The organism is Ralstonia mannitolilytica (assembly GCF_905397375.1).
In the GTDB taxonomy this organism is placed as follows: domain Bacteria; phylum Pseudomonadota; class Gammaproteobacteria; order Burkholderiales; family Burkholderiaceae; genus Ralstonia; species Ralstonia mannitolilytica.
The window spans coordinates 80508-102427 of sequence record NZ_CAJPVG010000006.1; the positions used below are offsets into that span (position 1 = coordinate 80508).

Below are 21920 nucleotides of genomic sequence, written 5' to 3' on the forward strand. Positions count from 1 at the left end.
ATAAGGGGAAATCGAAGTCACATCCGGTATCATTTCCCGCTCGCTTAGGGGGATGGTTTGGATATCGTGATGCAACTGGTCGACATCGTGCTGCATGTCGACAAATCGCTGGGCCTGCTGATTCAGCAATATGGCGCGTGGGTCTACGTGCTGCTGTTCGCCATTGTGTTTGCCGAAACCGGCCTGGTGGTGTTGCCCTTCCTGCCAGGCGACACGCTGCTCTTCATTGCCGGCGCCATGTGCGCGACCGGCCAGATGGACGCGTGGCTGCTCATCGTGCTCCTCGTGATTGCCGCCACGACAGGCAATACCGTCAACTATTTCATCGGCTCCTGGATCGGCCCCAAGGTGTTCGACGGTCACATCCGCTTTCTCGATCACCAGGCGCTGATGAAGACGCACGGTTTCTACGAGCGCCACGGCGGCAAGACGCTCGTGATGGCGCGCTTCATCCCGGTGGTGCGGACGTTTGCTCCGTTCGTCGCCGGCGTGTCGAAGATGACGTTTGCGAAGTTCCAGCTCTTCAACATGATCGGCGCCGTGCTGTGGGTGGCGATCCTGGTGCTGTCGGGCGAAGCGTTCGGCAACGTTCCGGTGATCCGCGATCACCTGAACACGATCGTGCTGATCGGCCTGGGCGCGGCGATCGTGCCGCTGGCGCTGGGCGGGGTGTGGAAGCTCCTCAAGCGCCGCCGTGCCGCGGCGCCGAAGTGAGCGTCAGTTCAGGTTCTTGCTCATGGCGCGCAGCGTCGGCATGCGCTCCTGGAGCTTGGCGGCGTCGGCCGCATCGGGCCGCGCATCGACATAGGCTTCCAGGTCGGCCAAGGCCGGCCGGAAGCATTCCAAGTTGGCGTAGGCGAGCCCCCGGTCACGCACTTCCTCAATGGAATCCGGCAGCAGGATCACCAGCCGTTGCTGCACCGCCAGCAGTCGCTGCCAGCGCGACTCCTGCAGGTAGATCGCCTTCAGGTTGCGCAGCATGCGCGCGATGATCTCGCGGTGCGTCGCCACCTGCAGGAATACCCCGAGCGGCACCGTGTTCGGGTCTTCGATGCCTTCCTTTTCCAGGTACGGGTCGAGCATGTCCTGCAGCTCTTCCTTCGACAGCGTCTGCCCAGTGAGCGGATCGATCACGACTTCACCGGCCGGAATGCTCATGCGCACCAGGAAGTGGTTCGGGAACGACACCCCCTTGAGCGGCAGCCCGATCTGCTGGCCGATCTCCATCAGCAGCACCGCCAGCGAGATCGGAATGCCGCGCCGGGTTTGCAGCACCGCGTTCAGATACGAGTTCTCGGGGTCGTAGTAATCGTTTGCATTGGGCCCGAAGCCCAGCTCGCGATAGAAGAACTGATTGAGCAGGCGCAGGCGCTGGATGGCCGGCGTGCCGTCGGCGATGCGGTTCTTGATGCGCGCGACGAGCACGTCGATGGCGGCGAGCTCGGCCTGCAGGTCCAGGTCGGGATACGCGTCCTGTGCGATGGACAGCGCCGTTTCGGTGAGGGGGATGCTGTCGTCGTCCGCGACCAGGGCCGAAAAATAATCGAGGACTTTCGTGGTCATCAGATGGCCTTTTTGCGGAACGTGGAGAACTTCAACCCGGTCAGCCACAGTGTACCGAAATACACCGCCGCGCACAGGACCAGGCAAGCGCTCAACAGCGCAATGCGCACCAGGGGCTTGGCACCGAGCGCCACCCAGTCGAAATTGTGCGCGAGCCACAGCAGCAGCGCCCAGAGCAGCAGCACGGCCGACGTCACCTGTGCGAGAAACAGCCTCCAGCCCGGCAGCGGGTGGTAATAGCCGCGGCGGCGCAATCCGAAGAACAGCAGCGCCGCATTGATGGTCGCGCCAAAGCTGATCGACAGCGCCAGTCCCGCGTGCCCGAACACCGGCACGAAGAAGTAGTTGGAGAGCTGCGTGGCTGCCAGCACCACCAGCGCGATCTTCACCGGCGTGCGGATGTCCTGCCGCGCATAAAAGCCCGGCGCCAGGATCTTGATGACGATCAGCCCGATCAGCCCCACGCCGTACGACACCAGCGCCTGGCGTGTCATCTCGACGTCGATGCCCGTGAACTTGCCGTAGTGGAACAGCGTGGCCGTGAGCGGCGCACCGAAAACGAACAGCCCTACGGCCGACGGCACCGCCAGCAGCACCGTCAGGCGCAGGCCCCAGTCGAGCAGCGACGAGTATTCCTCACGGTTGTCGTCCGCGCTGGCCTTCGAGAGGCTCGGCAGCAGGATCGTCCCGAGCGCCACGCCCAGCAGCGCGGTCGGGAATTCCATCAAGCGGTCCGCATAATTCAGCCACGACACGCTGCCGGTCGGCAGGCGCGACGCAATGTTCGTATTGATGATCAGGCTGATCTGTGCCACCGATACCGACAGCGTGGCCGGCAGCATCTGCTTGAGCACGCGCCGCACGCCCGGGTGGTGCCACGCCGCACGCACGTTGAACGACACGCGCGGCAGCATCCCGACCTTGCGCAGCGACGGAACCTGGATGGCCAGTTGCAGGATGCCGCCCACCATCACCGCGTAGGCCTGCGCGTAGATGGGCGTCTCGAGATGCGGCGCGACGAACACCGCCGCCACGATGAACGATAGATTGAGCAGCACCGGCGTGAACGCAGGCACCGCAAACTGCCGCCACGTATTCAGGATGCCTGAGGCCAGGGCCACCAGCGACACCAGCCCAATGTACGGGAACATCACCCGCGTCATGAAGACGGCGGAGATGTACGCCTGGCTCTCGTGCTCCTTGAAGCCGGTCGCCACGGCCGTGACGATCAAGGGCGCGCCGATCACACCCAGCGCCGAGACGATCACCAGGAACCACGTCATCACCGTAGCGACGGAATCGACCAGTGCGCGGGTCTCGGCTTCGCCCTGGCGGTTCTTGAACTCGCCCAGGATCGGCACGAACGCCTGCGAGAACGCCCCCTCGGCCGAGAGCCGGCGCAGCAGGTTCGGGATGCGGAAGGCCACGTTGAAAGCGTCGGTGTAGACCGAGGCGCCGAAGGCGCGGGCGATCAGCGTTTCGCGGATGAGCCCCGTGATGCGCGAGAGCATCGTCAGGCCGCTGATCGTGGCGAGGGTTTTGAGCAGATTCAAGATGAATGCGTGGTTGGGCGCAGGGCGATCACGATGGCGGTCTGACTGCATGCGGGTGCCACGGTTCGCGGCGGGCGCTGCGCATTGCGGCCGTATTATAGGGATGGCCCCGCCACATGCCTAAAAGTGAAGCAAGCGTCGCGGAGCAGTCGTGTCGGGGCGATTTCGCAACACGGTTTGCATCCGCCTGAGGAATCTGCGTATAATTGCCGTTTCTCACGCATTCGCGCGCTTCGGCCTTCCGTGTCTCCCGGGGCGCTTGCAACAGTTTTCTTCAGGAAATTTTCCATGGCAAACACCGCACAAGCACGCAAGCGCGCACGCCAGGCCGTCGTTCTGAACGCCCACAACTCGGCTCTGCGTTCGCGTCTGCGCACCGCGATCAAGGGCGTTCGCAAGGCCATCGCCGGTGGCGATAAGGCTGCGGCAGCCGCTGCATTCAAGACGGCGCAAAGCACCATCGACAGCATCGCCGACAAGAAGATCGTCCACAAGAACAAGGCTGCACGCGCGAAGTCGCGTCTGTCCGCTGCCATCAAGGCAATGGCTGCCTGATTTCGGTGGTGCCGGCTCTGCCGGCACGGCGTGGCGGTCGACGTCACGCACCGACGATAAAAAAGCCTGTCCGAGGACAGGCTTTTTGCTTTTGTGCGCCGGTGTTCTTCGGCGCTGGAAGCGCGGGCCCCAGGCCCTGCGCGCTAGCCTTTCGGGGCAGGGGCCCCTGCGTCGGGCAGGATGCAGGCTTCCACGAGCTGGAGATTGTTGTCGTGCGCGAAGTTCAGCACGAAATCCAGCGCTTTGGGTTCAATCTCGCGCAGCCGCTCGTCGACGAAGACGCTCTTGACGCCTCCGGACATGACGGGGCGCACGTAAGGGGAATAGGTAAAGCGTGGGTCTCCGGTATCGCCGGGGGGGCGAAACTGCGCCATCACACCGCACAGCCGGTCGGCCCAGTCGCTCGGGCGGAAGGTCTTTCCGTCACGGGTGACGCCCTGGATGAAGAATTGGCGGGGGTTGGCTGCCATGGACTGCGTGGGGCTGTGGAGATTTGCAAACGACTTCGACCGCGCGTGTGCCGCAACGTTCGAACGGGTGCACTTGTGGTGCGGATGATGCGCTTGCCCGGTTGCCGCTTGATGAACATGCAGGCCCGTTCTATTGCGCGGGATTGCAGCGGAGCAGGACTTCCGGGGTAGCCAGTATTATATCTTATATAAGACTTTCATCGGCCTTTCACCGGCGCACGCGCGAGGCGCGCGGCTGTCCGGCATGAAGCTCGCCAAACGGGCAGTGATCCCGTATGATGGACCGAATCTTCACCAAGACAAGGCGGCTAGGGCGGTGTGCCAGGAAGGTTTCCGGTGCGCCATCTGCGGGCCGCCTTCGTTGTTTTATGAACCCACCAAGCTCGATCAAGCACTACCTGCAGTTCAAGGACTTTTCGCTGGAAGAGTACGAGTACCTGCTGGACCGTTCCGCGATCCTCAAGGCCAAGTTCAAGAACTACGAGACGTGGCACCCGCTGCACGACCGCACGCTGGCCATGATCTTCGAGAAGAATTCCACGCGTACGCGCCTGTCGTTCGAAGCGGGCATTCACCAGCTCGGCGGCCACGCGGTCTTCCTCAACACGCGCGACTCTCAACTGGGGCGCGGCGAGCCGATCGAAGACGCGGCGCAGGTCATCTCGCGCATGACCGACATCATCATGATCCGCACCTTCGGGCAGGAGATCATCGAACGCTTTGCCGCGCATTCGCGCGTGCCGGTCATCAACGGGCTGACCAACGAATACCACCCGTGCCAGGTGCTGGCCGACATCTTCACCTTCATCGAGCACCGCGGCCCCATCAAGGGCAAGACGGTCACCTGGGTGGGTGATGCCAACAACATGGCGTACACGTGGATCCAGGCGGCTGAGATCCTCGGCTTCCGGTTCCACTTTTCCGCGCCGAAGGGCTATCAGCTTGACCCGGCCATGGTGGCGGATTCCAGCCTGCCGTTCGTGCATGTGTTCGAAAACCCGCTCGAGGCCTGCGAGGGCGCCCATCTCGTGACCACCGACGTGTGGACCAGCATGGGCTACGAAGCCGAGAACGAAGCGCGCAAGAAGGCCTTTGGCGACTGGATGGTGACCGAGGCGATGATGCAGCGTGCGCAGCCGGATGCGCTGTTCATGCACTGCCTGCCTGCGCACCGCGGCGAGGAAGTCGAAGCGGCGGTCATCGACGGCAAGCAGAGCGTCGTGTGGGACGAGGCGGAAAACCGTCTGCACGTGCAGAAGGCGCTGATGGAATACCTGCTCTGCGGCCGGTACTGAAAGCTGCCTGCAGCCGAGGCCATGAAAAAAGGCCGCTCCGATGCACTTCGGAGCGGCCTTTTGCTTTGAGGCGACGGTCGGTTACTTCTTGTCGCCGCCAAGCTGCGGCAGTGCGTTGCTGGTGCCGAGCGACAGCAGGCCGGCCTTCGCGTAGATGGCCAGCTTGTCGCGCGTGTCCATCAGGTCGAGGTTGCGCATGGTCAGCTGGCCGATACGGTCAGCCGGGCTGAACGGCGCGTCTTCCACCTTCTCCATCGACAGACGCTCCGGCGCGTAGGTCAGGTTGGGCGACTCGGTGTTCAGGATCGAGTAGTCGTTGCCGCGACGCAGTTCCAGCGTGACGGTGCCGGTCACGGCGCGGGCCACCCAGCGCTGGGCGGTTTCGCGCAGCATGATCGCTTGCGGGTCGAACCAGCGGCCCTGGTACAGCAGACGGCCCAGGCGCAGGCCGTTGATGCGGTACTGCTCGATGGTGTCTTCGTTGTGGATGCCGGTCACCAGGCGCTCGTAGGCGATGTGCAGCAGCGCCATGCCCGGGGCTTCGTAGATGCCGCGGCTCTTGGCTTCGATGATGCGGTTCTCGATCTGGTCGCTCATGCCCAGGCCGTGACGGCCGCCGATGCGGTTCAGCTCGAGGAACATCTCCACCGGGTCGGCAATCTCGCGGCCGTTGACGGCGACCGGACGGCCTTCGTCGAACGTGACCGACACTTCTTCGGCCTTGACCTCGACTTCCGGCTTCCAGAACGCCACGCCCATGATCGGGTTGACGATGCGGATGCCGCTGTTCAGGTGCTCCAGATCCTTGGCCTCGTGCGTGGCGCCCAGCATGTTGCTGTCCGTCGAGTAGGCCTTTTCGGCGCTCATCTTGTAGCCGAAACCTTCCTTCGTCATGAAGGCCGACATTTCGGCGCGGCCGCCCAACTCGTCGATGAAGGCCTGGTCTAGCCACGGCTTGTAGATCTTCAGCGCCGGGTTCGTCAGCAGGCCGTAGCGGTAGAAGCGCTCGATGTCGTTGCCCTTGAAGGTCGAGCCGTCGCCCCAGATGTTGACGTCGTCTTCCTTCATGGCCGCGACGAGCATGGTGCCGGTCACGGCGCGGCCCAGCGGCGTGGTGTTGAAGTACGTGATGCCGCCAGTGCTGATGTGGAACGCGCCGGACTGGATAGCGGCAATCCCTTCATTGGCCAGTTGCGGGCGGCAGTCGATCAGGCGGGCCTTCTCTGCACCGTACTCCATCGCCTTGCGCGGGATGGCATCGTAGTCTTCCTCGTCGGGCTGGCCGAGATTGGCGGTGTAGGCATAGGGCAGCGCGCCCTTGTTCTTCATCCAGCGCAGCGCTGCGCTGGTATCGAGACCGCCCGAGAAGGCAATGCCGACCTTCTGGCCGACGGGAACGTGTTGCAGGATGGTTTCCATAATCTTTCTCTTCAAATAGCCGTTCAGGATTCAAACCGGCTCACGATCCGTAGCGAGCGCTTCGAGGTTGGTTCGAGAAGCGCAGCCGTACACGGGTACAGCGAGCATCGCAGGGCCAAGATCGGAGTGCGCAGTAGGATCGCGAGCCGGTTTCAGGCGTAGTGGCAGATGTAGTGGTAGGCCTCGGTCACTCGAATGTCGAACTTCGAGTTGGCCGGAACCTGGAAGCTTTCGCCTGCGCCGGACGTCTTCCATTCATCGGTGCCGTCGAGCTTGTATTCGCACGAACCGCCCACGCATTCCATGATCTCGGCGGCGGCCGTGCTGAAGGTCAGCGTGGCCGGCAGCACCACGCCCACGGACTTCCTGGTGCCGTCGGGCAGGGTAAAGCTGTGGCTGACGCACTTTCCGTCAAAGTACACATTGGCCTTGGTGGTCAGGCGGACGCCGTCAAAGGTTTCGGTGGTCATGAAATGGAACGCGAAAAGGGAGGTCGTGGGGTCAAACCAGCCATTTTAGGCCATTGGATCGACCGCGGGTACGTCAGGCGGAGGCTGCCCGAATCCAGGCACGGGGCATGTGGCGCAAGATGCCCAGCGCGTCCATCCGGTCGCCTGTTTACACCACGACGGGTTCAGGTTCGATGCGCACGCCAAAGCGCGCATGAACCGCGTCCTGGATCTCGCGCGCCAGCGTCATCAGCTGGACCGCGCTGCCGCCGCCTCGGTGCACCAGCACCAGCGCCTGTTTTTCGTATACACCCACCGCGCCGCTCTGCCGGCCCTTGAAGCCGCACTGATCGATCAACCAGCCGGCGGCGAGCTTGTACGTGCCGTCGGGCTGCACATATCCGACCAGATTCGGGAAACGCTCGGCGAGGGCATCGCGCGTGGCGGCATCGACGATGGGGTTCTTGAAGAAGCTGCCGGCGTTGCCGATCTCGGCCGGGTCGGGCAGCTTCCGGCGGCGGATGGCGACCACCGCATCGAAGATGTCCTGCGCCGTGGGGCTGGCGATGTTTTGCGCGGACAGCTCGCGCGCGAGTTCGGCGTAATGCGTGTCGGGCTGCCAATCGACCGGCAGGGCGAAGGTGACCTCGGTGATGACGTAGCGATCGGCGCCGGCACGCTTGAACAGACTGTCGCGATAGCCGAAGGCGCAATCGGTGGCGGTGAGGGTGACGAATTCGCCGGCGTGGCGGTCGTAGGCGCGCAGGGAATGGAACCGGTCCTTGATCTCGACACCGTATGCGCCAATGTTCTGGATGGGCGCGGCGCCCACCGTGCCGGGAATCAGCGCGAGGTTTTCCAGCCCAGGCAAGCCATGCGCCACCGTGTGGGCGACCAGGCCATGCCACGATTCGCCGGCGCCTGCGGTGACGGTGTGGACTGCGCGGCCATCGACCATGCTTCGGCCGGTCGCGATGCCCGGAATCTCCATCAGCAGCACCAGGCCTTCGAAATCGCGTGTGAGCACGACATTGCTGCCACCGCCCAGCACCAGCACCGGCAAGCCCTGCACGCGCGGGTCGGCCAGCGCGGCGGGAATGTCGTCCGGCGTGCGAACGTGGGCGGCATAGCGCGCAGTGGCCTCGAAACGGAACGTGTTGTGCTGGCCTAGGGGATAATGCGTGTCGAGCAACGCCATGGCGCCAAATCTGCTGGGAAAGCCGAGATTATAGAAGCCATGGCGCACGCGGCCCCCGCACACAGGCGCCGCAGCAACCCGATTCAAGTCTGCAAGGAGAACACGATGCCGTCGTTTGACGTGGTATGCGAAGCCAACATGGTGGAAGTGAAGAACGCCGTGGAACAGGCCAACAAAGAAATTTCGACGCGATTCGACTTCAAGGGCTCCGACTCCCGCGTCGAGCACAAGGAGCAGGAACTCACGCTGTTTGCCGACGACGATTTCAAGATCGGTCAGGTCAACGACGTGCTGATGAACAAGCTTGCCAAGCGCAACGTCGACGTGCGCTTCCTGGACTACCAGGACAAGCAAAAGATCGGCGGCGACAAGATGAAGCAGGTCGTCAAGATCAAGAAGGGCGTCTCGGGCGACTTGGCCAAGAAGATCGTCAAGACGATCAAGGACAGCAAGATCAAGGTGCAGGCGAGCATCCAGGGCGACGCGGTGCGCGTGACCGGCGCCAAGCGAGACGACCTGCAAAGCGTGATCGCCATGCTGCGCAAGGAAGTGAGCGACACCCCGCTGGATTTCAACAACTTCCGCGACTGACCGGCTCGCCGACTTCAACCAAACCAAGCAAAAACGCCCCGCACATGCCATACGGGGCGTTTTGCTTTGGACTGCGTGGAGGCTAGGGGCGGCTTACCACTGGTACGACGCACCCGCGCCCACGGTAGTGGCGGCGCTGGACATGCCCACGCCAGCCTTCACCTTGATGTTGGCGTTGATGCGCGCCTCGCCGCCCAGCGCCACGGCCTGGTAGCCTTGGTAGTTGGCCGTGCCGATGCCCAGCGACAGGGTCTTGCCCGGGTCCACGCCTGGAATCATCGACAGCGCGGTGGCAGCAGCGATACCGGCGTAGGCCGTGCGCGACACGTCGGCAATCTGGTTTTGCACGCCGCCAATCGCACGATCCATCTGACCCTTGTTCACGGCATCGGTATCGCGCACGCCTTCGGCTACGTTGCCGAGAACGCGCTCATTGCCTGCCGAGCCGAACGACACCTCGTTGTCACGCGTGGCCATCGAACCGGCACCGATGGCCACCGAGTTGTTGCCCGTTGCCGTGGACCCCTGACCCATTGCCGTGCTGTTCTTACCCGTTGCGATGGCACCCGCGCCGACAGCCGTGCTGTTGTCGCCCGAGGCCACGGAGCCCGCACCAACGACGGTCGAACCGGGGCCGCCCGTGCCCTGCGCATCCGAGCCACCACCCGTGCCGCTGCCCGAACCCACGACGGACTCCAGACCCGACACGCGGCCATCCAACGCAGCGATCTTCTCGTTGGTGGCGAACAACTGGCTGCCGTTCACGGCGTCCTTGCTGTCTGGCGTAATGGCGCCCATGCCCACGTTGTGCAGCACCGTACCGAACAGCGGGTCGCCGCCAAACGTAACGGACTTCATGTCCGCGCTGTCATAGCGCGTCGCCATCAGCGGGTCGAGCGGGTCAACCATGTTGTAGCCGATCACTGACTTCAACTGTCCGACGCTCACCGCATCGGTGTTGGCCACGCCAGCGCCCACGCCGCTGAGCACGCGCACGCCATCCGTGCCGGCAAAGTTCACCGACGTACCACCCGCGGCAGCCGCCACGTTGATGGCGTGGGTGGTCGCATCCTGCTGCACCAGGCCGATCGAGCCCGAGCCGATCTTCGTTTGCAGATCGGTGATGTTCGTCTCGCTGGCCGTCACGCGCGTGCTCAGGGCACTCACGTTGCTGTTGGTTGTGTTCAGCTGATCGCCCGTCACTGCGTCCTTGCTGCCCGGCGCCACGGTGCCGTTGGCCAGGCCCGTGAGCTTGCGGCCGGCGCCGCCCTTGCCGGTGAAATCCACCTCCGTGCCATCGGCGTCCTTACCGACCGTCAGCTTGCCGCCCCCAGCGGCTTGCTGCACCAGGCCCACCGTGCCCGAGCCCACGGCCTTCTGCAGATCGGTGATGCTGGTTTCATTGCTCGTCACACGGCCATTCAGGTTCGTCACCACAGCGCCTACGTTGTTGACCGTGGTCGTGCCGCCCTTGCCATCACCCACGGTGAAGCTCGGAGCCTCGATCGAACCGTCCGCATTGACGCTCGCACCGCCGCCCATGGCCGAAGCCACGCTGTCGGCCACGCCATACAGCTGGCCGCCGTTGATGGCATCCTTGCTGGTGGACGAGACCGTGCCGGCAGCCATGTTGACGATCTTGCGCTTGGTGGTGGCGTTACCCACCGACACGGTGTTGGCCACATCCGCCACCGAATCTGCACCCAGGGCGACGGCGCTATTGGCCGTAGCCGATGCCTGGTACCCGAGCGCCAGCGAGTTTGAGTTGGTCGCCTCGGAACGAAGTCCCATGGCAACGGCGCTCTGCCCGGACGCTACGGTGGCTGCGCCGATGGCAATGGAGCTTGCATCGCCGTTGGCTTTGGCCAATTCGCCAATGGCGACTGTGCCGCTGTTGCCCGCGGCGCCCGTCGATTCAGAACCGGCGCCAATGGCAATGTTCGTTGAGCGGCCGCTGACCGTTGCCGCGGCGGCACCGCCGATCTTGACGAGCGTGTTGTCTACCTTGGTTGCCAGCGCCGCATTCATTTGGCCGAAGTTGACGGCGTCATTGTCTTTCGTGCCGGCGGCCACATTGGTGATCTGGCGCGTCATGCCGAGGCCGGCATTACCAACAGAGACCGACAGGTCGCGATCCGTAACGGAGCCGTTGCCCAGGGCAACGGAAGCCGCGTTGTTTGCTTGAGCATCGGGCCCCAGCGCCACGCTTCCATAGTCGGCCGCAGACCTTCGCCCCATAGCGATCGAGGTGTTGGCCAGGCCCGGAATTCCTACCAATCCGCTCGTAGTTCCCGTAGGACGATCCGTGGCACTGGTGTCGCGTCCAATAGCGATGGCACCTGCAACCTGCCCGGCCGAATAATCCGTCGTCTTCGATGCTTCGCCAATAGCGACATCCGAGGTTCCTGCTGCGGCCCCCCATTCGTTTGCGACCCTGATTCCAATCATGCTGTTCGTACCAATCGAACGCGGCGCTAAGGTGCTCACCACCGGCTTGTCCTCGTCGGTCTCGTCTTCGTCATCGGCGTCAGCCGCTAACGCAGTGCCCGAGATCGACAGCATGGCGGCAGCCACCAGCGCCAGGGCGGTCTCGCCCTTCTTGCGGCCACGGGCCAGTTCCGAAGCGGCGACATACGTTCCGGTGGCGGTGTTGAAAACAGTGCGATAGGTCTTGTTCATGATCCTCGTCCTTCCCGTGAATTGATCATTGGTGACGGATTCAGCATAAGGATGGAGGGGTGTTTCCTGAATAAGAAAAGTCTTAAAGGAAATGCGTCCACAAACCCGAAAACCGCACCGTAGCGCCAATTGCGCGGCGTCAAAAACACTAAACCCCCGCACCGGGCGGGGGTCTTGCAAGCGCCGTACAGCGTTATTCCGCTTCTTGGCCGCGCGGCCGGTAAGGCGTGCCGACAACGCTTTGCGTGCCGAATCCAACGCTTCACCCTGGCCCGAGACCTAGAGCAAGGCATAGCCCTCCAGCGATGCGGGCATCAGATCGCTGCCCAGCGCAAGCTGCAAGCTGCGCATCTTTTCAACAGGCGTTCGACCCGGGGCAGGCGGTTCGTGGGGTGTCGAAGGCCGCCAGTTGGGCGCGAAGGTGTGACCGCACTGAGCTGGCGCTGCCCGGCCTCGCGGCAAAGGTGATGGTGACGTCGTTGCTGATCACCTTATAGGCGATCTCGTTGACCACTTCCGGGATCATCGGGTTGACCTTGCCTGGCATGACAATGCGAGTGGCCATGGCTGGGTGTCTGTCTCGATAGGTTGTTGTGCGCCGAATGCACCAAAAGAAACGGCCCGCGACGAACGCGGGCCAGCTCGGGTGATACGGGAAATGCACGGTCCCTTCTGGCAAGAGTGGCTTAAGCAGGCGGAATCGTCCGGATGCGCGGCAAAGGGACGCGCCGCTGCATCGCACGGCCGCGACGCAGGCGCTGCACTACTGCGAGCTTGGTCACCTTCAGTGCCGGATCGGCGGCGATGGCGGCTTCCGAGAACGGCAGCCGGTCTCAGCGCTTGGCCGAAAGCCGCGCATCGGGTCGAACGCATGCGGCGAGGCGGGGCGGTCGATTCACCGTAGGTAAGAAGCGCATCCGCCACCGGCCCTGATCGTCGAACGTAACCGGCTGGATGTAGCTCGTGCCGAAATACACCTGCAAGCCCTTCGGCAGGCCGCCGCGTGGCATCGCCCTTCACGGGGGTGGCGATGTTGGCCGACGTGCTGCCGCCCGGCCAGCGCCTGACCGTCATGTGGCTGATTGCCGGGTGGGTGCAGGGCAATGTCCCCAGCCTGAAGGTGGTGCCCGCACAGGCGATTGTCACCAGTGGCAACGTCATCACCGCACGGGCGATGGAGCATGGCGTGGCGCTCGCGCACCGGTTGGTCGCGCGATTGGCGGATGCGCGGCTTGCCCGCACCGTGGGCAATGCGGTACTCGATCACCCTCGTGCGGCGAGGCCATCGGCATCTGGCTGCGCAGCAAACCGGCCATCCGCGACAGCGTCGTGCTGCGGGCGCGGCGATACCTGCAGCAGCATCTGCGCGAACCGTTTGATCTGGAAAAATTTGCGGCCGCGGCCTCAACCAGCGAGCGGACGCTGCTGCGGCATTTCGCGAAAACAGTGGGGACGTCGCCGCTGCAATTGCTGCACCGGTTGCGCGTGGCGCGCGCGTGTCACCTGCTCGAAGTCAGCACGCTGAGCCTGACGGCGATTGCCAGCAGTGCGGCTATCAGGACATGTCTGCCTTTCGGCGATTGATCCGGCGGCACACGGGGCGGCCGCCCGGAGAACATCGGCGCGCGCATTCGGTGCGCGCCGAGCTGCGGAATTAGGCCGCTTTTTTCTTCTCGCCGATGCGGCTTTCCTTGCCGGCGAGCAGCTTGGCGATATTGGCGCGGTGGCGCGCGATGAGCAGTACCGCCATCAACGCGACCGCCCCGGCAATCCAGTCGAAGCCGTTCATCAGCACGTAGAAGAACGGCGCGAACACCGCTGACACCAGCGCCGCCAACGATGAATAACGGAAGAACACGGCGATGATGAGCCACGTGGCCAGTGTGGCCAGCCCGAGCCACACGTTCAGCGCGAGCAGAATGCCTGCCGCCGTAGCCACGCCCTTGCCGCCCTCAAAGCGGTGGAACACCGGAAACAGGTGACCCAGGAACACGGCGATCACCACCAGGGCGATGCCGGTTTCGTCCACGCCAAAGCGCGCGGCCAGCCATTGCGCCAGCCACACCGCCAGCCAGCCCTTGGCCGCATCGCCGAGCAGCGTGAGGATGGCCGCCTTCTTGTTGCCCGAGCGCAGCACGTTGGTGGCGCCGGGGTTGCCCGAGCCGTAGGTGCGCGGGTCTGCCAGACCCATCGCGCGGCTCACCACCACGGCAAACGAGATCGAGCCGATCAGGTAGGCGGCCACGGCAAAAATGACGGTTGCGACGACTGGGGACATAGGAAATCGGTGAAATCAGGCTGCGGGATTGTAGCGCGCCGCGTAGGGTGCCCCAGCCGCCGCGTTCGTTTCAATCGGGGTTTGCACAGTTGACGGGCTGCGCATTCAGCACGGTGGTCAGCACGCTGGGCGCGATGCTGACAAGAAAGCCGCGCCTGCCGCCGTTGATGTAGATGCGCTCCAGCTCCAGCACGCTCGCCTCCACATACACCGGCATCGCCTTGCGCACGCCAAACGGCGACGTGCCGCCCACCAGGTAACCGCTGTGCCGCTGTGCCACCTCGGGCTTGCAGGGCTGTACGTTCTTGCGCCCGGTCTGGCGCGCGAGGTTCTTGGTGGAGACCGAGCAATCCCCGTGCATCAGCACGATCAGCGGCTTGGCGTGCTCGTCTTCCATCACCAGCGTCTTGACGACGTGATGTTCATCGACGCCAAGCTGGCGCGAAGACTCGGTCGTGCCGCCCTTGTCGACATAGTCGTAGGTGTGTTCGGTGAAAACGACGCCATGTGCCTTGAGGAACTGGGTGGCCGGGGTCTCGGAGACGTGCTTGGACTTGCTCATACGGGGCAGGGGAACGATCGCTATCCGCGCGGATGGTGCTGCGCATGCAGTGTGCGCAGACGCTCCCGCGCGACGTGGGTGTAGATCTGCGTGGTGGAAATGTCTGCGTGGCCTAGCAGCATCTGCACCACGCGCAAGTCTGCGCCGTGATTGAGCAGGTGCGTGGCAAACGCGTGCCGCAATGTGTGCGGCGACAGCGGCGCGTGAATGTCGGCCAGCAGCGCATAGCGCTTGATGAGATACCAGAACGCCTGGCGCGTCATGCCTTCGCCGCGCGCGGTGACGAACAGCGCGTCAGCGGTGCGCTCGCCGAGCAGCGCCGTGCGGCCATCGCGCAGATAACGCCGCAGCCAGTCGCCCGCTTCCGCGCCGAACGGTACGAGGCGGTCCTTGCCCCCCTTGCCGCCAACCACGCGCACCACGCCTTCATTCAGGCCGACTTCCACCGTTTTCAGCGCGACGATTTCCGACACGCGCAGCCCGCTGGCATACATCAGTTCGATCATCGCGCGGTCGCGCAGGCCGAGCGGCGTATCGACATCCGGCGCGTTGATGAGGGCCTCGACCTGAGCTTCGGACAGCGTCTTCGGGAAGCGCGGCGGCTGCTTGGCGGTGGGCAGCAAGCGCGACGGATCGGTGCTCACCACATGCTCGCGCAACGCCCATTGAAAGAAACGCTTGAACACCGTGCGGCGCCGGTTGGCGGACGATGCGCGGCTCTCGGCATGGCGTGCGGCAAAGTAGTCGGCCAGGTCACCGTCTTCGGTCTCGGCGATGGATTTGCTGCGCTCGGCGAGCCACTGCGCGTACAGCGTCAGGTCGCGCCGGTATGCATCGAGCGTGTTGCGGGCGAGGCCGTCTTCGAGCCAGAGCGCATCGCAGAAACGCTGGATGGCATCGGCGCTTTGCGGGGGTAACGCCGGGGCGCCGGCGTCCTTCAATGCAGCGTTTCTCATATCAGCATCACGCCTTCGTGGCGCAGCAGCCAGTGCTTGATGTCGAGCAGGTAGCCATCCGTGTGGTGCGAGAAGCCGCCGATGCCCGACGCGCTGACCACGCGGTGGCACGGGATGACGATCGGGAACCCGTTGTCGCCGCACGCCTGGCCCACTGCACGCGGCACGCTGCCGATCTGCCGGGCGATGGTCCCGTAGGTGATGACGCTGCCGCACGGGATGGCGCGGATGGCGTTCCAGACGCGGTGCTGGAAGCCGGTGCCGGCGGGCACAAGCGGGATGTCGAACGTGGCGCCGGGGTCGCCGTAATACGCGTCGAGCTGGCGCGCCAGCTTGCGGATCAGCGCGTCGCCGGAATCGAGGGTCGGCGTGCGCTCCGGCAGGTAGACGAGTTCACGCAACGCGCCGCCGGCCACGCGCACGCCCAGCTTGCCGAAGGGCGCGGCGAGAACGGCATCGAAGGGGGAGGGCATGACGGGGGCCGGTGCAAGACAACGATCCTGCGAATCTAGCACAGGCCCCGCGGCCGGATTACTGGTCCAGCTTGATGTTCTGCTGCTTGACCAGCGCACGCATCTTGTCGAACTCGCGCTTGATCTCGGCCGAATATTGCTGCGGGCTGTTGCCGACGGGCTCCGCCCCGGCGCCGCGGAAGCGGTCGACCAGGCCCGGATCCTTCAGCGCCTTGACCGATGCCTCGTTGAGCTTGCGGATGATGTCGTCCGGCGTGCCGGCCGGCGCGACGAGGCCGTACCACGCCGGGTCGTTCGCATCCTTCAGGCCGACTTCGGCAAAGGTGGGCACATCGGGCAGGCTCTCGATGCGCTTGTTCCACGCCACCACGATCGGGCGCAGCTTGCCGCCCTTGATGAACTGCATCGACGAGGGCAGGTTGTCGACCATGATCGGCACCTGGTTGGCCAGCACATCGTTCAGTGCCGGACCGGCGCCGCGATACGGCACGTGCACCATCTGTGTCTTGGTCAGCACCTTGAATTCTTCACCGAGCATGTGGCCGATGCCGCAGGTGCCCGATGTCGCGAACGAATACTTGCCCGGGTTGGCGGTGAGCACGGCCACGAACTCCTTGTAGTTCTTGGCCGGAAACGTCGGGTTGACGGCAATCACGTTGGCGACGGTCGCCAGGTTCGTGATCGGCTTGAAATCCTTGAGCGGGTCGTACGAGAGCTTCGGGTTGCATGCCGGGTTCACGGCATGCGTCGAGACGGTGGCGATGCCGATGGTGTAGCCGTCGGGCGCCGATTTGGCAATGGCGTCGGCGCCGATCGAACCGCCGCCGCCGCCCTTGTTCTCGACCACCACCGGCTGGCCGAGCACCTTGGCGAGCTGGTCGGCTACGCCGCGCCCCACGATGTCGGTCGTGCCGCCGGGCGGGAACGGAATGATCAGCTTCAGCGGCTTGGCCGGATAGTTGTCGGCCATCGTCGGACCGCACAGCAGCGTTCCAACGGCGGCGATCAGACCGGCAGTCAGGCGTCCCTTCATCATCGTCATCCTCCTTGTGGTTTTCTGTGCTGTTCTTTGGAAACTGCTGAATAACACAACGGCAACCAAGAATCGGGTGACAGTGCGGGGCGCCCGGAAAGCCGATCGTCAGCTGCCGAGCAGCCCGTTTTTCAGGTCGCGGTCGACGGGGTTGTCGCCGATGAAGATGCGCAGCACGGCCTGGTACAGGTCTTCGCCCGGGATCGGCCTGCTGCGGGCCACGCCGTTGACCGTGATGGTGGTGCCGGCGTCGGGCATGTAGTCAAAGTTGATGGTGTCGCCGCGCTTGGTGGCGCCGATCTGGCGCATGGTGTCTTCGAGCTGGGTCAGGCGATCGGCCAGCCGCTGCATCTGGATCTCGGTCTGGTTGCGGTGGATGCCGTCGTTCAGCGCGCGGATGAACGTCTCGGCGCCCACATCGCGCAGCGGGTGAATCTGCAGCCGCTTCGGCCCTTTCATGCCGAGGATCACCGCGGCGTTCTTCGCGCGCTCGGGCAGGTACAGCCCGGCCACGTAGCCCTTGATCACGAACACCGAGCGCAGGCCCGTGCCGTTGAGCAGCAGTTCGCGCCCCGCCACGCGCGCGGCCTCGTCGAACGGCACGCCTTCCACGTTCACGGTAGCCCATGCCGGCACGGCACCCGCGACGCAGAGCACGACCGCCGACACGCCGTTGCGCCACGCACGTCGCACGACATGCAGGCGGACGGACGAGCGGACACGCACGGTCATGCGCAGTGCGCGACGGAGGTCGACAGGAGCGGAGAACATCGGAATGGGCGGCCTGGGATTGAGCCGTCATTTTCCCGACGTTTTATTTCCAAACAATCGGTATCTGCCCTGATGCGCAAGCGTTTGCTGCGAGGCGGTATAAGGCCCGGCTGGCTGCCGTGTTATGGCGACATTCCTTGCCTGGTATATGCACGGCGCAGCGTGTTTCTGACGTTTTTAAAACGCGCCATTTGCAAATCGATTAAGGACATGCGGGCCTGAAGTGGCCGATCTTGCCAGCCGAGCGAGGGCTCACGTCGTCTGCGCGAGCGCCCAGGCGACGTGTTCGCGCACCAGTGCCGATGGGTCGTCGGCGCGTGCATGCAGGGCAGCGGAGAGCTGCGCGCGCGTGTCGTCGGACAGCCGCTCGCGCAACGCATTGCCGATCGCCACGGCGATATTGCGCAGCCAGCGCTCGTGCCCGATGCGGCGGATCGGACTGCCTTCCAGCCGCTGGTTGAACTCCGCTTCCGTCCAGGCGAACAGCCCGGCCAGCGTGGCGGCGTCCAGGCCGTTGCGCACGTCAAAATCGGGCACATTGGCCGGCACGGCAAACTTGTTCCATGGGCAGATGAGCTGGCAGTCGTCGCAGCCATAGACGTGGTTGCCCATCGCCGCACGCAGCTCGACGGGAATGCTGCCCTTGTGCTCGATCGTCAGGTACGAGATGCAGCGGCGCGCGTCCACCACGTACGGCGCGACAATTGCCTGCGTGGGACACACGTCGATGCAGCGCGTGCAGTTGCCGCAGTGCGGCTCCACGGGCGGGTCTTCGGGCAGCGGCAGGTCGATCAGGATCTCGCCGAGGAAGAACATCGAGCCCGCATCGCGGTCGAGCAGCAGCGTATGTTTGCCGCGCCAGCCCAGGCCGCCGTTGCTGGCAAGCGCCACCTCCAGCACCGGTGCCGAATCGGTGAACACGCGAAAGCCGTACGGCCCGACGGCGGCGGCGATCTTTTCCGCAAGCCTTTGCAGACGCTGGCGCAAGACCTTGTGATAGTCGCGGCCGCGTGCGTACAGCGAAATGGTGGCGTCCTGCGGGCGGCGCAGGCGGTCCCATTCGATGGTGCGCCAGTCCTCGGCCGGCGTGCGCTCGCGCGTCGGATGTGGCAGATACGGCATCCGCGCGACGATGGCACGTACCGTTCCGGCAACAAGTTCGGCGGGGCGTGCGCGGAGCATGCCATGGTTCGCCATATAATCCATGTCACCGTGAAACCCCTGCGCAAGCCACGTCTGGAGCCCTTCTTCAGCGTGCGACAGGTCGATGCTCGCAATGCGGATCGCATCGAAACCGAGTTCGGCGCCCCAGGAACGGATCTGCGCCACCAGCGCGTGCATGTCGGCTTCGTTGGCCGGCAGGCGCGCATCCAGGTTGGTTTGGAGTGAAGACGTGGGGGTGGCGGACATGCCTAAATTGTACGCAATGCCCACCGAGCTTCCCGCCGACTCGCCCTCCGGATCGACCGCCCTGCCTGCCGAGCGGGCGCTTTCGCTCGCTGACGAGGCGGCCACCTCGGCGTTTGGCGCGGCGCTCGCGCAGGCCGTGCTGGCGCTGGGCCCCCGGCCCGTGCAGGTGCAGCTCTCGGGCGATCTGGGAGCGGGCAAGACCACGCTGTCGCGCGCCATCCTGCGCGGCCTCGGGCATACCGGGCGCGTGCGCAGCCCCACCTATACGCTGGTCGAGCCGTACGAGGTGGCCGGAACCTCCGGCACGCAGAAGGTCTATCACTTCGACCTGTACCGCTTTGCCGATCCGGAAGAATGGACCGACGCAGGCTTTCGCGATTGCTTTGCCGAACCCGCGCTGTGCCTGGTCGAGTGGCCGGAGAAGGCGCAGGCGCTGCTCGGCACACCGGACCTGCATGTCATGTTGTCGGTCGATGTTGTGCACGAAACCTATGACGACGGCGTTGAGCATGCACCGCGTCTGGCGCGCCTCACCGCGCGCACGCAGACCGGTCTTCAACTCCTCCAGTCGCTTTCCATGTTGCTTCCATGCTGATCAAGCATCTGCCGACCGATCAACCGGATGATCCCCACCTGCCCAGCCAGGCCCGCCGCCAATGGCTCGCGCGCATGGCCAAGGCCGGCGCCGGCACCATCATCCTGAGCCTGGCCGGCACGCAGATCGCGCGCGGCGCGAACATCGTCGCAGTGCGCGTGTGGCCGGCCGAAGACTACACGCGCGTGACCATCGAGTCTGACGTCGCGCTCAAGGCCACGCACCAGCTCATCAAGGATCCGGACCGGCTGATGGTGGACATCGACGGGCTCGATCTGAGCCCGACGCTGCGAGAACTGGTGGCGAAGATCACGCCGAACGATCCATATATCCGCCAGGTGCGGGTGGGCCAGAACCGCCCGAGCGTAGTGCGCCTCGTGTTTGACCTGAAGGAAAGCGTCAACCCGCAGGTCTTCACGCTGCTGCCGATTGCCGGATACCGCAACCGGCTCGTCTTCGATCTGTATCCGACCAATCCGCCCGACCCGCTGATGCAGCTGGTGCAGGCCACCGAAGCCAAGCAGGAGCGCTTTGCCGCATCGGGCGGCAGCCCAATGCCCGAACCGTCGGACGACGACGATCCGATCGCCGCGCTGGCTCGCCGCGACAGCAGCAGTGGCCCGACCAAGCCGCCGCTCGAAGACTCCCGCCCGGCGCTGGCCAACCGCACGCCGCCGCGCAAGACGCCGCCTGCCGCGTCGGCGAATCCGCCATCGACGCTTGCCAATGCGCCGAATACGCCGCCGCTGGACGTCGTGCCCGAGCCGCCGGTATCGCACAGCCCATCGAACGGGCCGCGCATGCGCCGGCTGCTGACCGTGGCCATCGACCCCGGCCACGGCGGTGAAGACCCCGGCGCCACCGGCGGCGCCGGCACGCACGAGAAAGACGTGGTGCTGTCGATAGCCCGGCTGCTCAAGGCCAAGATCGACGCGCAGCCCAACATGCGCGCCATGATGACGCGCGATTCCGACTATTTCGTGCCGCTGGGCGTGCGCGTGCAGAAGGCCCGCCGCGTGCAGGCCGACCTGTTCGTCTCGATTCACGCCGACGCGTTCCTGTCACCGGAAGCGCGTGGGGCGTCGGTGTTCGTGCTGTCCGATCGCGGGGCGTCGAGCGCGCAGGCAAAGTGGCTCGCCAACAAGGAGAACGCGGCCGACATGATCGGCGGTGCCAACCTCGGCTCGAAAGACGCGCAAGTCACGCGCGTGCTGCTGGACCTGTCGACCACCGCGCAGATCGCCGACAGCATGAAGGTCGGCCGCGCGGTGCTGCAGCAGATCGGCGGTATCAACCGGCTGCACAAGGGGCAGGTCGAGCAGGCCGGGTTTGCGGTGCTCAAGGCGCCCGACATTCCGTCGATCCTGGTGGAGACGGCCTTCATCTCGAACCCCGAGGAAGAGGCCAAGCTCAACGATCCGAACCACCAGAACCAGCTGGCCGAAGCGATCCTGCGCGGCATTCGCTCGTACTTTGCGAAGAACCCGCCGCTGTCGCGCAACCCCGGTGTCTGACGCATGACGACGGTCGTGCTGCGCGAGGGTGTTATGGCTGACGCCGACATCATCGCCGACATCCATACACGCAGCTGGCAAAGCGCGTATCGCGGTCTGGGCATTCTGTCCGACGCGTATCTCGATGGCCGCGCAGCGACCGACATACAGGCGAAATGGCGCGAGCGCATGGCCGCACCCACGGCCGGACAGCGCGTGTGGTGCGCCGAGCTGGACGGCCAGGTCATCGGCTTTCTGTGCGCACTGCGCGAAGACGGCACGCCGTGGGGTGTGCTTGTCGACAACCTGCACCTGCTGCCGGCCTCACGCGGCCACGGCGTCGGCAAGCGCCTGATGGGCGAGGCGGCGCGTTGGGCGATGGCCCAGTGCGTGAGCCAACTTCATCTGCTGGTGTACGAGGCCAACACCGCGGCCATCGGCTTCTACGAAACCCTGGGTGGTGTGCCGGTCAGCCGCGATCGGCTGGAGACCGCTGACGGCGGCCACGCCTGGGTGCGCACCTACCACTGGCCGGAATCGCAGCTCGCCGGTCTGACGGCGTTGGCCTGAGCGGAAA

At 64.8% G+C, this 21920-nt stretch carries 23 protein-coding genes and 1 pseudogene; 8 read left to right on the forward strand and 16 right to left on the reverse strand.

Going from position 1 to position 21920, the window contains the following annotated elements:
* Positions 1 to 69: 69 nt before the first annotated feature.
* Complete coding sequence (locus tag KHN96_RS13225; RefSeq protein ID WP_045787593.1) at positions 70 to 714, forward strand: VTT domain-containing protein; 645 nt, start codon at positions 70 to 72, stop codon at positions 712 to 714.
* Positions 715 to 717: 3 nt separating this feature from the next.
* Here KHN96_RS13225 and KHN96_RS13230 read toward each other — a convergent pair whose 3' ends face one another.
* On the reverse strand, positions 718 to 1563 hold the full coding sequence (locus tag KHN96_RS13230; protein ID WP_062737908.1) for a SirB1 family protein: 846 nt from the start codon (positions 1561 to 1563) through the stop codon (positions 718 to 720).
* Positions 1563 to 3116, reverse strand: coding sequence for a murein biosynthesis integral membrane protein MurJ (murJ, locus tag KHN96_RS13235; RefSeq protein ID WP_062737982.1), 1554 nt, complete (start codon positions 3114 to 3116; stop codon positions 1563 to 1565). Before murJ ends, KHN96_RS13230 begins: the two co-directional genes overlap by 1 nt.
* Before the next feature lie 288 nt (positions 3117 to 3404).
* Between murJ and rpsT the strand changes: the two genes are divergently transcribed.
* Positions 3405 to 3671 (forward strand): 30S ribosomal protein S20, encoded by a 267-nt coding sequence (gene rpsT, locus KHN96_RS13240; protein WP_045787591.1) that lies wholly within the window; start codon positions 3405 to 3407, stop codon positions 3669 to 3671.
* A 143-nt stretch (positions 3672 to 3814) separates the two neighbouring features.
* Here rpsT and KHN96_RS13245 read toward each other — a convergent pair whose 3' ends face one another.
* The gene (locus KHN96_RS13245) at positions 3815 to 4141 is read right to left on the reverse strand and encodes a DUF3579 domain-containing protein (RefSeq protein ID WP_062737907.1); all 327 of its coding nucleotides are present in this window, start codon (positions 4139 to 4141) and stop codon (positions 3815 to 3817) included.
* A gap of 368 nt (positions 4142 to 4509) precedes the next feature.
* On the opposite strand from KHN96_RS13245, the gene argF reads away from it, so the two are divergent.
* Positions 4510 to 5436, forward strand: a complete 927-nt coding sequence (gene argF, locus KHN96_RS13250) for an ornithine carbamoyltransferase (protein ID WP_045787589.1) — start codon at positions 4510 to 4512, stop codon at positions 5434 to 5436.
* Between the two features lie 81 nt (positions 5437 to 5517).
* Here argF and argG read toward each other — a convergent pair whose 3' ends face one another.
* The 3 genes from argG to murB all read right to left on the reverse strand — a co-directional run bounded on the left by argG (position 5518) and on the right by murB (position 8502).
* A complete protein-coding gene (gene argG / locus KHN96_RS13255) occupies positions 5518 to 6855 on the reverse strand; it encodes an argininosuccinate synthase (RefSeq protein ID WP_045787588.1) in 1338 nt (445 codons plus the stop codon).
* Positions 6856 to 7007: 152 nt separating this feature from the next.
* Complete coding sequence (ppnP, locus tag KHN96_RS13260; protein ID WP_045787587.1) at positions 7008 to 7325, reverse strand: pyrimidine/purine nucleoside phosphorylase; 318 nt, start codon at positions 7323 to 7325, stop codon at positions 7008 to 7010.
* Between the two features lie 148 nt (positions 7326 to 7473).
* Positions 7474 to 8502, reverse strand: a complete 1029-nt coding sequence (murB, locus tag KHN96_RS13265; RefSeq protein WP_062737906.1) for a UDP-N-acetylmuramate dehydrogenase — start codon at positions 8500 to 8502, stop codon at positions 7474 to 7476.
* 105 nt (positions 8503 to 8607) lie between these two features.
* On the opposite strand from murB, the gene KHN96_RS13270 reads away from it, so the two are divergent.
* Entirely contained in the window at positions 8608 to 9093 is a 486-nt protein-coding gene (locus tag KHN96_RS13270; protein WP_045202696.1) for a YajQ family cyclic di-GMP-binding protein, read from the forward strand.
* A gap of 93 nt (positions 9094 to 9186) precedes the next feature.
* Here the strand turns inward: KHN96_RS13270 and KHN96_RS13275 are convergent, their stop codons facing one another.
* The 3 genes and pseudogenes from KHN96_RS13275 to KHN96_RS22960 all read right to left on the reverse strand — a co-directional run.
* Positions 9187 to 12030: a YadA-like family protein gene (locus tag KHN96_RS13275; RefSeq protein ID WP_147282535.1), complete on the reverse strand. Its 2844-nt coding sequence runs from the start codon at positions 12028 to 12030 to the stop codon at positions 9187 to 9189.
* 97 nt (positions 12031 to 12127) lie between these two features.
* Positions 12128 to 12337, reverse strand: a complete 210-nt coding sequence (locus KHN96_RS13280; protein WP_062737905.1) for a hypothetical protein — start codon at positions 12335 to 12337, stop codon at positions 12128 to 12130.
* 202 nt (positions 12338 to 12539) lie between these two features.
* Positions 12540 to 12764, reverse strand: a pseudogene (locus KHN96_RS22960) (penicillin acylase family protein); the annotation flags it as partial.
* A 337-nt stretch (positions 12765 to 13101) separates the two neighbouring features.
* Between KHN96_RS22960 and KHN96_RS22810 the strand changes: the two are divergent.
* On the forward strand, positions 13102 to 13356 hold the full coding sequence (locus tag KHN96_RS22810; RefSeq protein ID WP_238587549.1) for a helix-turn-helix domain-containing protein: 255 nt from the start codon (positions 13102 to 13104) through the stop codon (positions 13354 to 13356).
* A gap of 70 nt (positions 13357 to 13426) precedes the next feature.
* Here the strand turns inward: KHN96_RS22810 and plsY are convergent, their stop codons facing one another.
* From plsY to queG, 7 genes are all read right to left on the reverse strand, one after another.
* Entirely contained in the window at positions 13427 to 14050 is a 624-nt protein-coding gene (gene plsY, locus KHN96_RS13290; protein WP_045787584.1) for a glycerol-3-phosphate 1-O-acyltransferase PlsY, read from the reverse strand.
* A 70-nt stretch (positions 14051 to 14120) separates the two neighbouring features.
* Entirely contained in the window at positions 14121 to 14612 is a 492-nt protein-coding gene (ybaK, locus tag KHN96_RS13295) for a Cys-tRNA(Pro) deacylase (protein WP_062737904.1), read from the reverse strand.
* 20 nt (positions 14613 to 14632) lie between these two features.
* Positions 14633 to 15568, reverse strand: a complete 936-nt coding sequence (gene xerD, locus KHN96_RS13300) for a site-specific tyrosine recombinase XerD (protein ID WP_045787582.1) — start codon at positions 15566 to 15568, stop codon at positions 14633 to 14635.
* Positions 15565 to 16041, reverse strand: a complete 477-nt coding sequence (locus tag KHN96_RS13305) for a methylated-DNA--[protein]-cysteine S-methyltransferase (RefSeq protein ID WP_045787581.1) — start codon at positions 16039 to 16041, stop codon at positions 15565 to 15567. The genes xerD and KHN96_RS13305 overlap by 4 nt, the downstream gene beginning before the upstream one ends.
* Positions 16042 to 16099: 58 nt before the next feature.
* Complete coding sequence (locus tag KHN96_RS13310) at positions 16100 to 17077, reverse strand: tripartite tricarboxylate transporter substrate binding protein BugE (RefSeq protein WP_045787580.1); 978 nt, start codon at positions 17075 to 17077, stop codon at positions 16100 to 16102.
* Between the two features lie 105 nt (positions 17078 to 17182).
* Positions 17183 to 17845, reverse strand: coding sequence for a chalcone isomerase family protein (locus tag KHN96_RS13315; RefSeq protein WP_062737903.1), 663 nt, complete (start codon positions 17843 to 17845; stop codon positions 17183 to 17185).
* Positions 17846 to 18097: 252 nt separating this feature from the next.
* Positions 18098 to 19255, reverse strand: coding sequence for a tRNA epoxyqueuosine(34) reductase QueG (gene queG / locus KHN96_RS13320; protein ID WP_062737902.1), 1158 nt, complete (start codon positions 19253 to 19255; stop codon positions 18098 to 18100).
* 16 nt (positions 19256 to 19271) lie between these two features.
* Here queG and tsaE point away from each other — a divergent pair, with 16 nt between their 5' ends.
* Genes tsaE through KHN96_RS13335 form a run of 3 tightly spaced genes read left to right on the forward strand, consistent with a single transcriptional unit; the run spans position 19272 to position 21913 of the window.
* Positions 19272 to 19850, forward strand: a complete 579-nt coding sequence (gene tsaE, locus KHN96_RS13325; RefSeq protein WP_045787577.1) for a tRNA (adenosine(37)-N6)-threonylcarbamoyltransferase complex ATPase subunit type 1 TsaE — start codon at positions 19272 to 19274, stop codon at positions 19848 to 19850.
* Positions 19844 to 21364, forward strand: a complete 1521-nt coding sequence (locus tag KHN96_RS13330; protein ID WP_062737901.1) for an N-acetylmuramoyl-L-alanine amidase — start codon at positions 19844 to 19846, stop codon at positions 21362 to 21364. Before tsaE ends, KHN96_RS13330 begins: the two co-directional genes overlap by 7 nt.
* A gap of 3 nt (positions 21365 to 21367) precedes the next feature.
* Positions 21368 to 21913 carry a GNAT family N-acetyltransferase gene (locus tag KHN96_RS13335; protein WP_062737900.1) on the forward strand — a complete coding sequence of 182 codons (546 nt, stop codon included), beginning with the start codon at positions 21368 to 21370 and terminating at the stop codon, positions 21911 to 21913.
* The last annotated feature ends 7 nt before the right edge of the window (positions 21914 to 21920 follow it).

Coding starts and splice junctions, on each gene's coding strand:
- KHN96_RS13225 (WP_045787593.1), top strand. CDS start 70: ATGCAACTGGTCGACATCGTGCTGCATGTCGACAAATCGCTGGGCCTG.
- KHN96_RS13230 (WP_062737908.1), bottom strand. CDS start 1,563: ATGACCACGAAAGTCCTCGATTATTTTTCGGCCCTGGTCGCGGACGAC.
- rpsT (WP_045787591.1), top strand. CDS start 3,405: ATGGCAAACACCGCACAAGCACGCAAGCGCGCACGCCAGGCCGTCGTT.
- KHN96_RS13245 (WP_062737907.1), bottom strand. CDS start 4,141: ATGGCAGCCAACCCCCGCCAATTCTTCATCCAGGGCGTCACCCGTGAC.
- argF (WP_045787589.1), top strand. CDS start 4,510: ATGAACCCACCAAGCTCGATCAAGCACTACCTGCAGTTCAAGGACTTT.
- argG (WP_045787588.1), bottom strand. CDS start 6,855: ATGGAAACCATCCTGCAACACGTTCCCGTCGGCCAGAAGGTCGGCATT.
- ppnP (WP_045787587.1), bottom strand. CDS start 7,325: ATGACCACCGAAACCTTTGACGGCGTCCGCCTGACCACCAAGGCCAAT.
- murB (WP_062737906.1), bottom strand. CDS start 8,502: ATGGCGTTGCTCGACACGCATTATCCCCTAGGCCAGCACAACACGTTC.
- KHN96_RS13270 (WP_045202696.1), top strand. CDS start 8,608: ATGCCGTCGTTTGACGTGGTATGCGAAGCCAACATGGTGGAAGTGAAG.
- KHN96_RS13280 (WP_062737905.1), bottom strand. CDS start 12,337: ATGGCCACTCGCATTGTCATGCCAGGCAAGGTCAACCCGATGATCCCG.
- plsY (WP_045787584.1), bottom strand. CDS start 14,050: ATGTCCCCAGTCGTCGCAACCGTCATTTTTGCCGTGGCCGCCTACCTG.
- ybaK (WP_062737904.1), bottom strand. CDS start 14,612: ATGAGCAAGTCCAAGCACGTCTCCGAGACCCCGGCCACCCAGTTCCTC.
- xerD (WP_045787582.1), bottom strand. CDS start 15,568: ATGAGAAACGCTGCATTGAAGGACGCCGGCGCCCCGGCGTTACCCCCG.
- KHN96_RS13305 (WP_045787581.1), bottom strand. CDS start 16,041: ATGCCCTCCCCCTTCGATGCCGTTCTCGCCGCGCCCTTCGGCAAGCTG.
- KHN96_RS13310 (WP_045787580.1), bottom strand. CDS start 17,077: ATGATGAAGGGACGCCTGACTGCCGGTCTGATCGCCGCCGTTGGAACG.
- KHN96_RS13315 (WP_062737903.1), bottom strand. CDS start 17,845: ATGTTCTCCGCTCCTGTCGACCTCCGTCGCGCACTGCGCATGACCGTG.
- queG (WP_062737902.1), bottom strand. CDS start 19,255: ATGTCCGCCACCCCCACGTCTTCACTCCAAACCAACCTGGATGCGCGC.
- tsaE (WP_045787577.1), top strand. CDS start 19,272: ATGCCCACCGAGCTTCCCGCCGACTCGCCCTCCGGATCGACCGCCCTG.
- KHN96_RS13330 (WP_062737901.1), top strand. CDS start 19,844: ATGCTGATCAAGCATCTGCCGACCGATCAACCGGATGATCCCCACCTG.
- KHN96_RS13335 (WP_062737900.1), top strand. CDS start 21,368: ATGACGACGGTCGTGCTGCGCGAGGGTGTTATGGCTGACGCCGACATC.